This window comes from Sorangium sp. So ce834 (assembly GCF_051521425.1).
Classification (GTDB): Bacteria; Myxococcota_A; Polyangia; order Polyangiales; family Polyangiaceae; genus Sorangium; species Sorangium cellulosum_D.
In genome coordinates this window covers 2204339-2217161 of the sequence record NZ_CP150351.1, presented here as the reverse complement: position 1 = coordinate 2217161, position 12823 = coordinate 2204339, and the positions used below count along the sequence as shown (strand labels likewise).

8 protein-coding genes are annotated in these 12823 nt (G+C 69.7%); 6 read left to right on the top strand and 2 right to left on the bottom strand.

Annotation, left to right across the window (positions count from 1 at the left end; translation table 11 throughout):
* Positions 1 to 37 precede the first annotated feature (37 nt).
* The 6 genes from WMF20_RS08020 to WMF20_RS07995 all read left to right on the top strand — a co-directional run bounded on the left by WMF20_RS08020 (position 38) and on the right by WMF20_RS07995 (position 10015).
* On the top strand, positions 38 to 1693 hold the full coding sequence (locus WMF20_RS08020; RefSeq protein WP_437612080.1) for a glycerol-3-phosphate dehydrogenase/oxidase: 1656 nt from the start codon (positions 38 to 40) through the stop codon (positions 1691 to 1693).
* Positions 1694 to 2597: 904 nt separating this feature from the next.
* Positions 2598 to 3293 (top strand): hypothetical protein, encoded by a 696-nt coding sequence (locus tag WMF20_RS08015; RefSeq protein ID WP_237245154.1) that lies wholly within the window; start codon positions 2598 to 2600, stop codon positions 3291 to 3293.
* On the top strand, positions 3290 to 4321 hold the full coding sequence (locus WMF20_RS08010; RefSeq protein WP_437612078.1) for a hypothetical protein: 1032 nt from the start codon (positions 3290 to 3292) through the stop codon (positions 4319 to 4321). The genes WMF20_RS08015 and WMF20_RS08010 overlap by 4 nt, the downstream gene beginning before the upstream one ends.
* Positions 4322 to 4492: 171 nt before the next feature.
* On the top strand, positions 4493 to 4936 hold the full coding sequence (locus tag WMF20_RS08005; protein WP_129573789.1) for a response regulator: 444 nt from the start codon (positions 4493 to 4495) through the stop codon (positions 4934 to 4936).
* 3 nt (positions 4937 to 4939) lie between these two features.
* On the top strand, positions 4940 to 7774 hold the full coding sequence (locus WMF20_RS08000) for an ATP-binding protein (protein WP_437612075.1): 2835 nt from the start codon (positions 4940 to 4942) through the stop codon (positions 7772 to 7774).
* A gap of 51 nt (positions 7775 to 7825) precedes the next feature.
* A complete protein-coding gene (locus WMF20_RS07995; RefSeq protein ID WP_437612073.1) occupies positions 7826 to 10015 on the top strand; it encodes a TonB-dependent receptor plug domain-containing protein in 2190 nt (729 codons plus the stop codon).
* Here WMF20_RS07995 and WMF20_RS07990 read toward each other — a convergent pair.
* Complete coding sequence (locus WMF20_RS07990) at positions 10009 to 11142, bottom strand: substrate-binding domain-containing protein (protein ID WP_437612071.1); 1134 nt, start codon at positions 11140 to 11142, stop codon at positions 10009 to 10011. The genes WMF20_RS07995 and WMF20_RS07990 overlap by 7 nt on opposite strands.
* A gap of 79 nt (positions 11143 to 11221) precedes the next feature.
* Positions 11222 to 12586: an ABC transporter substrate-binding protein gene (locus WMF20_RS07985; protein ID WP_437612069.1), complete on the bottom strand. Its 1365-nt coding sequence runs from the start codon at positions 12584 to 12586 to the stop codon at positions 11222 to 11224.
* Positions 12587 to 12823: the final 237 nt, after the last annotated feature.

Below are 12823 nucleotides of genomic sequence, written 5' to 3'. Positions count from 1 at the left end.
TGGCGCGAGAGCCTCGCCTCACGCCGGATCGCCATCGATGCTGCGGGCCACGAACATCGACAGCTTGAGCCGCGGGACCTTCGACGTCCTCGTCCTCGGCGCCGGGATCAACGGCGCCGTCGCCGCCGCGGCGCTCGCCGCGAAGGGCGCAAAGGTCGCGCTGATCGACCGCGGCGACTTCGCCGGATTCACGAGCCAGGAGTCGTCGAACCTCGCCTGGGGCGGCATCAAGTACATGGAGAGCTTCGAGTTTCCGCTCGTGCGGAAGCTCTGCAAGTCGAGGAACCTCCTGCTCAGGAGCTATCCGTCGACGGTGCAGGAGATCCGGTTCTACACCGCGCACGAGCGGGGGTTCCGCCACGGCCTCTTCAAGCTCTTCCTCGGCGCCTGGCTCTACTGGATCATCGGCAGCTTCTTCACGAAGATCCCCCGCCTGCTCTCCCGCCGGGTCATGGCGCGGGAAGAGCCCATCATCAACCTGGACGGCTGCGACGGAGGATTCGAGTACTCCGACGCGTACCTCGTCGACAACGACGCGCGGTTCGTCTGGGGCTTCGTCCGCGCCGCGCTCGATCACGGCGCGCGGGCGGCCAACTACGTCGAGTCGCTCGGCGCGCGGCGCGAGGGGGACGCGTGGCTCACGCGCGCCCGCGACGTCGTGACGGGGCGGGAGCTCGCCATCCGCTCGCGCGTGCTCGTGAACGCCTGCGGGCCGTTCGTGGACGCGCACAACGCGCTCACCGGCCAGCGGACGAGCCACAGGCACATCTTCTCGAAGGGCATCCACCTCATCGTGGATCGGCTCACCCCGAGCCGCCGGGTGCTGACGTTCTTCGCCGACGACGGCCGGCTGTTCTTCGTGATCCCGATGGGCCCGAGGACGTGCATCGGCACGACCGACACCCGCGTCGAGAGCCCTCATGCCGAGGTGACGCCCGAGGATCGGCGCTTCGTGCTGTCGAACATCAACAAGCGCCTCGACCTGCCGCGGCCGCTCACCGAGGCGGACGTCATCGCCGAGCGCTGCGGGGTGCGCCCGCTCGCGGTCGCGAACGGCGGCGGCGGCGAGGACTGGCTGCAGCTCTCGCGCAAGCACGCCATCGAGGTGGATCGCGCGCAGGCCCACGTGAGCATCTTCGGCGGCAAGCTCACCGACTGCATCAACGTGGGCGAGGAGATCTGCGCCGCCGTGGAGGAGCTCGGCGTCGCGCTGCCCCGCCCGGCGCAGCGCTGGTACGGCGAGCCGGCCGAGGAGGTTCGCCGCGACTTCTTCGAGAGGGCGCGCCTCCTCGAGCTCGACGCGCTGACGCCGCCGCGCGCCGCGGAGAAGCTCAGCGCGCGGCTGTGGCGCCGGTACGGCGCGGCGGCGCGCGAGCTGCTCGAGGAGATCCGGCGCGACCCGACCATGGCCGAGGCGCCGATCGAGGGCGCAGAGGACGTGCGGTGCGAGATCGCGCACGCCGCGCGGCACGAGATGATCGTGAAGCTCGAGGACTTCCTGCGGCGGCGCACGAAGATCTCGCTCCTCATCCGCCCGGGCGAGCTCGCGAGCTCGCCCGGGCTCCTGGAGGCGTGCCGGATCCTCTTCGGGGACGACGCCGATCGGCGGCTCTCCGAGTACATCCAGGAGCAGCACGGCGCCCGCGAGCGCGCGGAGGGGGAGGCGCCCCTCGCGGCGCAGCCGGTCAGGTAGCCGCGCCCCGCGCGGACCGCGCGGACCGCGCTCCACGGCGCGGCGATTCCTCCGTTGAACAAGGCCCCACCGGGCCGCGCTCCTCCGGCGAGCGTGGCAGTTCGAGCGCCGGGCTCCCTCCCGGCGACGGAGCGCGCGGGCGTACGCACCCTCTGCACGCCCGATCCCACGCGCGGTGCGTGACAAGGTGAAGTGTTATGCCATTCCGTGCCTCATCGCTCCACATGTAGGTCGGCGAGGCACGATGTGCTGCGGCGATCCGGATCGCCAGCGCCAGATTCCACCGCGCAGGGAGGCCCCGAGACGCGGCGCGGCGCGCCACACATGCGCAAGCGAGGAGAGGGCGGCGCGCGCGGGCGACAGGCGCGCGACAATCAGTCCTGAGACGGCAGCACACGTCGCGCGCGCCCCGTGTGCCGCGCGTGAGCGGCGACGCCGGCCGGGATCACTGCGGCGCTAGTTTTGCGCGGCAGCGGCCGCGAGTGTGTTGTTCGCCTCGCCAAGGCCCGCCTTTCGCCAAGCTCGTTCGGTTCATTCGATCGCGCGCTTCTCGACGCTTGACACGGTCGACTCCTCTGGGGCGCTTGACAAGGAGGGTTGACCGTCGGTTACGCTGTCCTCTTACGGTGGCCAGGAGGGGATGAAGCGGGTGGAAAGGAGTCGCAGGCGTTCCAGATGGGTACCGCGAGCAGCGGTCGAGCGGGCCTTGGGGCACCTCGCGTCCCCAGCGCGGATCGCGCACCGCTTGAGTTCGTCTTGTGCGCGGCCAAACGACCCTCTGGCGGCGCCGGCGCGCCCGGGGACATCTCGCCGCATCGCCGAGCTCCGCGCCGCTTGCGCTCGGCTCGCCGAAGCCTGGCGCCGCCCGCGCCGGGCCGTCCAGCCCCGGCGCGCGCCGGCGGCGTTGCTCGCCGCGGCGCTGCTCCTCGGGAGCTGTCTCCTGCTGCTCAGTTCGCCGCTCACGGCCGGCCCCGAGGCCACGCTCTATGTCTATGCCGTCACGCCGCTTCGCGCTCGGGCGCTCGAGCAGAAGATCGAGGAGGCGATGCCCGGCGTCGACGTGACGGTGTTCGGCAAGCTGAGCGATTTCAAGACGGCGCTCGAGGTCAGCCCGCCCAACGCGGCGCTGTCGCCCAGGCCGGTCCTGACCTCGCTCAACCGGGGCGTCGACCTCCAGGGTCTGAGGGCGGGGAGCGACGCAGAGCAATACCTCCTGGTCTCGACGAAATTGCTGGCCAGGGACATGCTCTCCTCCTTCCGGTACGGGATGGTCGACCTGGTCGAGCGGAAGTCGCTCCCGAGGTTCGTCGCCGGCCTGCTCGGCGTGAACGACGCGCCGGAGGTCCAGCGCGTCACGAAGATCGAAGATCTGCTGCAGCTGCTCCAGTTTCAAACGGCCGACGCGGTGCTCCTGCCGGAGCGGTTCCGCGCCGATTTCGAGTCCAAGAGCAAGATGAGCTTCACGATCCTGAGTCTCTCGACCGCCAAGGTCGGGCTTGTGGCGGTGACGTTCCTGAGCGAGCGTCAATCGATCGAGGGCGCGATCCGGAGGCTCCCGAAGCACGTGCTGGCGGACCTGGGGGTGGACGAATGGCGATGAGATCGACGCGTCCGCGCGGTCCGCGCTCGCTCTGGCGAGCCTCCGCCCTGCTCGGGTTCCTCCTGCCCCTGAGCTGCTCGCCGGGCCCGGCCCCCCAGGCCGCCAGAGATCCGGCCCCGCTGTCCGAGGCGCCGCCTCCGGACGGCAGGCCCGTCATCTCCATCATCGCTCCCGCGGACTCGCAGCTCGAGGACATGCTGAAGTCGCTCCGCGTCGAGCTCTCCGACGAATACCGTGTCACCATTTCCCCGCTGCGCGTCGAGGAGTCGAGCCCCGAGGCCGTGGGGCGGATCGTGGCGAGGGATCGCCCGCGCGCGGTGGTGCTGGTCAACAATTCGACCGTGCTCCTCTATCGCAGCTGGGTGCGCACCACGCCGACACCGCCGGTCGCGCTGATCCTGATGGCGTCCTTCGCCGAGGAGCTCCAGCGCACCGTCCCGAACTCGGTGGCGATCTCGTACGAGGTCCCGGCGGTCACGGCCATGGTGGGGCTGCGCACGCTGGGCCTCGACGTCCGCCAGGTCGGCGTCGTGTACCGCCAGGGCTTCGCCAGCCACATCGCCCGGCAAGAGACCCTCATGCAGGTGGAGAAGCTGACGTTCGTGAAGCAAGAGCTCTCGAACAAGCCGCGCGTCCAGGACCTCCGCGCCGCCCTGGTGCGGCTCCAGCGCGCCGAGGTTGACGCGATCTGGCTGCCGAACGACAATGGCCTGCTGAGCCCGACGTTCCTCACCGACGTCTGGCTGCCGTACGTGGATCGGCTCGGCGCGCCGGTGGTCGTGGCCGTGCGCTCGCTCGTGAACGAGCACGCGGAGTTCGGGACGTTCGCGGCCATCCCCGATACGCAGGCGCTCACGCTTCAGGCGGCGGATCTCCTCTACGAGCTCGGGGACGCGGACTGGAAGCTCCGGGCGTCGGACGTGCGCCTGCCCATCTCCGTGAAGCGCCTGGTCGACGTGCGGCTCGCGCGGCGCTTCGGCCTCGATTCCAGCCAGTTCGGAAAGGTTGACTTTCTCGTCGGTCGATAACCGCAGTTCGAGGGGGGGGACTGGAGACGCCATGCCGTTGCCTTTTCAAATGCATACAGGTCCCCGAAGCTGCGGGTCGGCTCGCGCCCTCCAAGATCGTTGCTGGAGCCCTTCGGCCTCGCCGCGGCGGGGGTGTCGCGTGGTGGAGCGGCAGCCCTGGAGGATGCGCTCATGATCCGGGTGCTCGTGATCGACGACGACGAGATCGCCCGCGAGGCGATGTGCAACGTCCTCGTCAGGGCTGGCTTCGTCGTCTCCGAGCTCGCCACGCCCATCGGCGCGACGTCGGTCATCAAGCGGGACGGCATCACCGTGGTCGCGCTCGACATCAACATGCCGACCATCAACGGCGACAAGCTGGCCAAGCTGCTCCGCGAGAACGCGCACCTCTCGAACCTCGGGATCGTCCTCGTCTCCGGCTGCGACGTCGAGCAGCTCAGCGCGATCGGCGAGAAGGTCGGCGCCGACGGCATCGTCTCGAAATCCAAGCTGCACGTCGCCCTGGCGCCCGCGATCGAGCGCGCGGTGGCCGCGCGCGCCGCGAAGGCCGGCGCGACCTCGTCGGTGACGACCCTCTCCGCGCCCCCGCCGGCCTCGTCGCGGCGTCCACGCTGAGTCATGCCCACCCCGAACGCCCACGGCTCGCTCCGTAACAAGCTGCTGCGCCTGATCCTGGGCGCGCTCCTGCTCCTCGGCGGCGCCACGCTCCTGTCGAGCGGCGCCCTCATCTACTCCACGGATCGCGAGGTCCAGGCGACGCGCGAGCAGGAGCTCCTCGGCAGCCTCGAGGAGAAGGCGCGCCTGCTCGGCTTCAACCAGTCGCTGGCGCTGCGCAGCCTGGTGGCGGACAACCTCTTCGGGGACGTCAAGGCGCTCATCTACCAGACGGTCTCGGAGAACAGCGACATCGCGTATGGCCTGTTCGTCGACTCGGAGAACCGGGTCTGGGCGGCGAGCGGGCTCGGCCCCGCGAGCGTCGCGAAGGACGCGCCGGCCCTCACGGTGAAGGACCTTCAGGCGCTCGGCATCAGCGCGGTGCACCAGCCCCGGCCGGCGCTGAAGCGGCGGGCGAACCCCATGGGCGGGGTGGACGTCCTCGAGGTCTCGGCCCCGGTCGTCTCCGAGGGGACCCAGGCCGGGACCGTGATCTACGGCATCAGCACGAAGAGCGTCGCCGAGCGGATGGCCCACGCCCGCGAGCTCGCCGCGAGCCGGCTCGCGACCACGCTCGGCCTGATCGTGGCGCTGATCATCGGCTGCGTCGCGGCGAGCTATTTCCTCGTCAAGCGCGTCGCGGTCCACATCACGGAGCCGCTGCTCGCGCTGCGCTCGGCCGCGGGGGCCATCGCCACCGGGCTCCGCTCGAACGCGCCGCTCACCGAGTCGACCGGCACGGCGCGGAAGAGCTGGGAGCGCGTGCAGATCTCGAGCGGCGACGAGCTCGAGCTGCTCGGCGCCGCGTTCAACAGCATGGTCGAGGCCAACGAGCAGGCCTTCGAGGAGCTGCGCGTCAAGACCGAGCAGGCCCTCGAGGCGTCGCGGCTGAAGAGCGAGTTCCTCGCCAACATGAGCCACGAGATCCGGACGCCGATGAACGGGATCCTCGGGGTCATCCGGCTCATGCAGAGCCAGGCGCTCGACGGCAAGATGCGGCGTTACGTGGAGACCGTCGACGCCTCGGCGAACACGCTGATGGCGATCATCAACGACGTCCTCGACTTCTCGAAGCTCGAGGCCGGCAAGTACATAGCGCAGCACGTGTCCTACGACCTGCGCCTCGTCGTGCAGGAGGTCGCGGAGCTGATGGCGAGCCAGGCGCACGAGAAGGGCCTCGAGCTCGTGTACCGCGTGGAGCGCCGCGTCCCCACCGGCGTCGTGGGCGACCCCGACCGGTTCCGCCAGGTGCTCACGAACCTGGTCGGCAACGCGATCAAGTTCACCGAGCGCGGAGAGGTGCTGATCGACGCGATCACGGCGCAGCAGGACAAGGGCTCCGCGCTGGTGAAGGTCGCCGTCGTCGACACGGGCCCCGGCATCGCCGCCGACGACCAGAAGAAGCTCTTCTCCGCCTTCACGCAGGTGGACGGCTCGCTGGTCCGCAAGCACGGCGGCACCGGCCTGGGCCTCGCGATCAGCAAGCACCTGGCGGAGGCGATGGGCGGCGAGATCGGCGTCGACAGCACGCCGGGTCAGGGCAGCCGGTTCTGGTTCACGATCAAGGTCGGCGTCACGGCCGGGGCCGAGCAGATCCGGTCGGCCGAGTGGGCGAGCGGGCGCCGCGCGCTCGTGGTGGAGATCAGCAAGAGCTGGCGCGACGTCGTCGTGGAGCACCTCGTGGCCTGGGGCTTCGACGCCGAGGCCATGGCCTCCGGGAGAGACGCGATCAACCGGCTGGAGCTCGGGCTGCTCGAGCAGCGGCCGTTCAGCGCCGCGGTCGTCGGCGCCCAGATGGACGACCTCGGCCTCGAGCAGTTCGTCCGGACCGTCCAGTCGGTGCCGGGGCTCCACCGTTTGCCGATCGTGGCGCTCTACCACATGGGCTCGAGCGTGGCGCTGAGCGGGCTGGAGTCCAGCGTCGTCACGCAGCTCCCCAAGCCGCTGCGCGTGTCCGAGCTCTACAACACGCTGCAGAGCGCGCTGACGGGCGCCGCGGCCGCGCCCGTCAGCAAGCCCGGCGTGGAGCCGGGCCGGATCGCGAGCAAGCTCCCCGTCTTGGTCGTCGACGACAACGAGATCAACCGTTACGTGGCGATGGAGCAGGTGGAGCAGCTGGGCCTGCGCGTCGAGACCGCCAGCAACGGCCTGGAAGCGCTCGAGTGCGTCAAGCAAAAGCAGTACGTCGCCGTCCTCATGGACTGCCAGATGCCGGTCATGGACGGATACACCGCCACCCAGAAGATCCGCGAGTGGGAGAGCGGGATCGGTCGCCACACGGTGATCATCGCGCTGACCGCGCACGCCCTGGTCGGCGAGCGGGATCGGGTGCTCGCCGCCGGGATGGACGACTACCTGGCCAAGCCGGTGCGACCTCAGTCGCTGCAGAAGACCTTGTGGCGGCACGTGGTGCTGAATCGGGACGAGCCGGAGCCGGGCCCGCTGCTCCCGGACGCCGACAGGCCGTCGCCGGTCCTGCCCGTGCTCGACCCCGAGGTCCCGCGGTCGCGGAAGCTGATCGAGCTCGTCCTCAAGAACGTGCCGGGGCAGCTCGACAGCCTGGAGTCGGCCTTCAAGGAGGCCATGACCAAAGAGGTGATGGCGAGCGCGCACAAGCTGAAAGGCAGCATGCTGTCGATCGGCGCGGCGCGCGTCGCCGAGCTGGCGGAGAAGGTTCAGCTCGCCGCCCGCGAGGGCGACCTGCCGCGAAAGGGCGACCTCTCGCGGCTACGGCAGGAGTTCGATGCCGTCAGCGTCGCCCTGAGGCAGGAGCTCGCCGCCACCGCCAAAGCGAGCTGACGATTGGCCCGATTCCACCATGGCCGAAGGCTCAAAACGAAGCGTAACCGCATGACCTTTGCCTCGCTCGATACCAAGTGGATTGTTGCCCTGGCGATCGCCGCGATGCCAGGCGCCGCGTGGGCTCAGCCGACGGCCGCGACAGCACCGGGAGAGCCGAGGTCCGCGGGGGAAGCGCAGCGCAATGACGCGCTCGAGGGCGTCGACCTCTTGCGGCTGCTCGACGTCGAGGTGTCCACCGCCACCAAGACGCTGGAGACCCTCGACGACGCGCCTGCCCTCGTGACGGCGATCACCGCCGAGGAGATCCGGCGCTGGGGGTACAAGAGCGTCGGCGAGGCGCTCCAGCACGTCATCGGCTTTTACCTGGTGGACGACCACATCCTGCCGAACGCCGGCGTGCAGGGGATGACGGGCGGGCTCGGGGCCGAGAGCGGCGGGATCAAGGTGATGATCGACGGTCGTTCGGTGGCGTTCCGGACCACCAGCGGCAACTGGCTCGGCACGGAGCTGATCCCGCTGTCGGCCATCAAGCAGATCGAGGTCGTGCGCGGCCCGGCGTCGGCGCTCTACGGCGCGGACGCGTTCCTCGGCGTCGTCAACATCATCACCCTGTCGCCGGAGGACATCCCCTTCGTCGACGGGACGGTGCACGCCGGCGTGACGAAGGATCACCCGAGCGGCCGCCTCGACGTGGTGGGAGGGTGGAGCAGCGGCCGCTTCGACATGATGATCTCGGCCGCGGGTGAGCTCGACGACCGGAGCGGCCTGGAGATGCCTCGCCAGTCCCCGGCCCCCCGCGTCCCGATGTACAACGCCGGGCGCATCGACGCCCAGAACCTCGAGCGCCTCTCCGGGGTGATCGGCTCGCGCATCGCGTTCCGCGATCCGAGCCGCGGCCACCACCTCGCGCTCAGCGCGTACTGGTCCGGCTTCCGGCGCGGCGGCGATTTCGCGCAATGGGCGCAGCTCACCGGCGGAACGGACGCCTTCGGGCGCGAGGCCGGCACCGTGATCAGCCTGCAACAGCGCCGTGTGGCGCTCGACGGGCTCTTCCAGCTGAACCGAGAGCTCGCGTTCGCGGTGCAGGGCATGTACTTCCAGGGCGGCGTCCTGCCGGGGGATCGCGTGGACGTCGCCGGCGGCTGGTACTATATCGAGCGGCGCATGGCCTACCGTGGCGTCGACGCCAACGTCGAGCTCCGGTGGGTTCCGTGGGACCGGTTCAACGTGATCTTGAACCTCGAGTCCATCTACGACAAAGAGGATCTGCCGTCCTTCCGCCGGGTCAGCAAGCTCACGGGCGAGGCGTTCGGTTCGCCGGAGCGGGAGCGGCTCTCGGCCGAGCTGGTCGACGTCGGGGCGCTGCTCAGCGCCAACCTCAAGGTGCTGGATCCCTGGCTGAAGCTGACCGGCGGCTTCCGCTACGATCGCCACAGCAAATACGGCAATCAGATGACCGGCCGCTTCGGGGCGACGTCGCACCTCGGGAAGACGGTCGTGGCGAAGCTCTTGTACGGCAGCGCCTTCAAGGCGCCGTCCCCGTACCTGCTCTATGCCGAGCCCCTCGTCCCGGGCGACGTGATCGGGAACGTGGATCTCAGGCCTCAGCGCATCCACACCGTGGACGCCGAGGTGACGTGGCGGCCGGCCGCCTGGGCCTCGGCGAGCACGAGCGTGTCCTACAGCCGGCTGAGCGACAAGGCAGAGTTCGTCCCGCGGGGCATCAACCAGACGGCCGAGAACCTCGCCAACCAGACGTCCGTCTTCTGGGCGACGCGCGCCGAGCTGCGGCGCGGCGACGCCCTCGGCGGCTACGCCTCGTTCGAGACGGTCCACTCGACGCGGGAATCCGGCCAGGTGGGCTATCAGGCCGAGCTGGTCGGTCCGGCGATGGTCGCTTACCCGAGCTGGGTCGCCCGGGTCGGCGCCTACGTGAAGCTGCCGTCGCCGAGCTCCGTTCCGCTGGAGCTCTCGACGCAGGGGATCGTCGCCGGCCCCCGTCGCGCCGCGGACGCGAGCATCCTGGAGAACGGCCGCAGCTTCGACCTGCCGCCGTATTTCATGTGGAACGCCAGCCTGGTGGCGCGCAACCTGTGGCTGATTCCGGGTCACGAGACGACCGTGGCGCTCCGCGCCAAGAACCTCCTCGGCGCCACCGGTCCGGACCCCGGGTTCTCGGGCTTCGAGTACCCGCTCTCGCCGCGCGAGGTCTTCCTCGAGCTACGGCACCGCTACTGAGTCGCGCCGATCGAGTCGAGGAAGCGGTTGTACTCGTCGACCTTGGTCGACAGCACCACGTCCAGGCCGACGTCGAGCCGGCTCTCGTCGAACATCTGCGGGGCGAGGGCCTCCTTGGTCGCTTCGAGGCCGATGGTCCCGATGCCGTAGAGGATGTAGGGCACGAGGTACCCCGCGTAGTACTGCCGCTGGGTGTGCGTCGCCCTGATGAGCCCCTGACGCATGTACTCGACGGTCTTCAGATCGTAGTCGAAGGTGACGACCGGGAGGTCCGTCCGGCCCGCGGCCTCCGCCGCCATCGCGCACCGGTACGAGATGTCGTGCAGGCCGAGCAACCCCACGACGGGCGGGTCAGCGGTCTCGATCAACGCCCTCATCGCGTCGACGTCGTCGACCTCCCCGTTCGGGCCCCAGGTGGTTTGACGCACCACGACCGTGTAATCGGCCTTCTCGAGGACGCCCCGGGCCCCCTGCATTCGGTTCAATCCGTCGACCCAGAACGGGTCGACGTTGCCGTGGATCACCACCGTCCCCAGCGTCGGGGGCAGCAGCCCGAGCAGGGTGTTTCCTGCCGTGACGCCGGCCGCCTCGCTGATGGTTCCTACATAGATGGCACGCTTCGAGCCCTTGGCGTCGGTGTCGAGCGTCACCACAGGGACCCCCTCGGCGACGGCCGCATCGATGCCGGCCGCGATGGCGTCGCCGAAGGGCGAGACGCCGATCCCTTCGGCGCCGTCCGTCACCGCCTGTCCGATCTGCTCATTCTGGGCCTCCGCCCTCTGCTGCTGATCGCCCCCCGTTCCGCTGGGCCCGACCACGTTCCCCGTGACCCCGAGCTCGCCCATGGCTCGGTTCGCCCCCGTGGTGATCGGCGTGAAGAACCCGCCGAGGGACTTCAGCAGGATCGCCATCTGCATCGGCTCGATGGCCCCCTCGTTGATCTTGTCGACGAGCGCGTCGAGCGTCGTCTCGATCTCCGTCGCGGTGAACTCGCTCTTCGGCGTCGGCGCGCGCAGGATGATGGGCGAGGCTTGCTCGCCCTCGCCGGTGGTGTCGCCCGATCCACATGCCGCCGTCATCAGCGCGAGCCCGAAGGCCGCCCCCCAGCATCGTCCAATCCTGTTCATGAGCCCCCCTTTGAGGTCCGTGGTTCATCCGGTCGTGCGCGGTATCCTTACGTGAAGCACTGATCTCGCAGCGAGTTAGTCACCCGGGGAAGCAGCTGACGGGGACGGGGGCGAGATCGACGAAGGCGTCGCCCTCCACGGTCCACAGCTGCATGAAGTGATGCCTGTTCGCCCCGTATTTATCGAATTCGTACTCGGCGGCTGCGCCGACGTAGCGGAGCGGGATGCCCGCGCGGAGCTTGGCCATCGCCGCCGGGAGGTCGCGCCACGAGGCCGCCTCGTGGGCCGGGTCGTTGAGCTCGCGGATGATCTCGTGCAGCTCGTGCCCCGAGGTCGGGACCTCCCCGGTCTTCGCCTGGGCGTACACGAGGCCCATCGCGAGGAGCACGACCCCGTCGTAATAGAAGTGCGCCGCGGGCAGCGGCGCGTCGCCGTCCCACCCGCTGGAGAAGTGCTCGAGGAAGGCGGCGGCGTTCCCGGTCGCGCAGTCCACCGCCCGCTCGCCCTCGGCCGTCGTCGTCGTGCGGCACTCGCTCCGCAGGCTGAGCGACGGCGACACCCCGAGGTGTCCGTCGAGAGAGCCTGTCGGGATGTTGGCGAGGAGCACCTCGGTGCGCAGCGCGGGGCCGAGGAACCAATTGCCCGGGCGCCCGGAGACGGTCCATTCGGTCACGATGGTCGAGCCGGTGCGGGGATACGCGGCGAGGAGCGTCCGGCCGGCCTTGGCGTCGAAGGCGGACTCGATCTTGCTCGCATACGTCTGCTGGCCGGACCGGAACGTCACCGAGGGGAGGATCCTCCCCCCGAGCGCCGCGAAGTGGGTCGTGAACTCGCTGCTGACGCTGGTGTTGTAGTCGTCCCCCGCGGCAAGGCTGTTCACGGTAGGGATGCCGTCGTCGAAGGCGATGCGCGCCAGCGTGCAGCCGACGTCGAACGAGGAAGGGGCGAGCCGCATCCAGCCCCCCATCGCCTCGCTGCGCGCGATGGGGGGCGCGGCATAGCCCGGCAGCATGTGAAACGCGTCGGCCAACTTCACTTCCTGCACGCTCTTGCTGGCGAGCGCGTTCTCTTCTGGCCCGATCAGGTAATGGACCTCATCCGTGTAGAGCAGATGGAGCAGCTGGTCGAACCCGCGCTCCACGCTGGAGTGGCTGTCCCGGCTCCGGAGGTGGAACGGCCGCCCGTCGAGCCCCCCCGCGGCGTTCAGATCCTGGACCGCGAGCAACATCGCCTGCTCGAGGTTGCGGCCGATGGCCGACTCGCTGCCGGAGAAGGGCAGGAGTGTTCCGAGGACGATCGCCCCCTCGGGCCGGCCGGGCTCCTCCGGCGCGCACGAGGCCGAGAGCAGGGACGCGACTCCAGCCAAGAGCCCGATCTCCATCCAGCGCACGCTTCGCCGGAGAGGCGTGAGGCACACGCCGGCTCGGCTGAGGCGATACGGCATGGCAAGCATCCGAAGGAACATTCTTCCCCCGCGGGATACGCCATCACATCGAGCTCCGTTCTGTCAAGGGCACATGAGCATAAGCGACGAGTCCTGGAACGACGACTCAAGCGCTGATGCGATACAGAACACACACCGACCAATACCGTTGCTCACCCGCCGCGATCTTTGTCCGTCGAGCGCGGTGCTCAGGCCGAGAGGTGAGCGCATGCGCGCGGACGGACGAACCCCTCTGCG

Excerpts from the sequence above, each read along its gene's own strand:
- WMF20_RS08000 (WP_437612075.1), top strand. The coding sequence starts at position 4,940 with ATGCCCACCCCGAACGCCCACGGCTCGCTCCGTAACAAGCTGCTGCGC.
- WMF20_RS08010 (WP_437612078.1), top strand. The coding sequence starts at position 3,290 with ATGAGATCGACGCGTCCGCGCGGTCCGCGCTCGCTCTGGCGAGCCTCC.
- WMF20_RS07995 (WP_437612073.1), top strand. The coding sequence starts at position 7,826 with ATGACCTTTGCCTCGCTCGATACCAAGTGGATTGTTGCCCTGGCGATC.
- WMF20_RS07990 (WP_437612071.1), bottom strand. The coding sequence starts at position 11,142 with ATGAACAGGATTGGACGATGCTGGGGGGCGGCCTTCGGGCTCGCGCTG.
- WMF20_RS08020 (WP_437612080.1), top strand. The coding sequence starts at position 38 with ATGCTGCGGGCCACGAACATCGACAGCTTGAGCCGCGGGACCTTCGAC.
- WMF20_RS07985 (WP_437612069.1), bottom strand. The coding sequence starts at position 12,586 with ATGCCGTATCGCCTCAGCCGAGCCGGCGTGTGCCTCACGCCTCTCCGG.
- WMF20_RS08005 (WP_129573789.1), top strand. The coding sequence starts at position 4,493 with ATGATCCGGGTGCTCGTGATCGACGACGACGAGATCGCCCGCGAGGCG.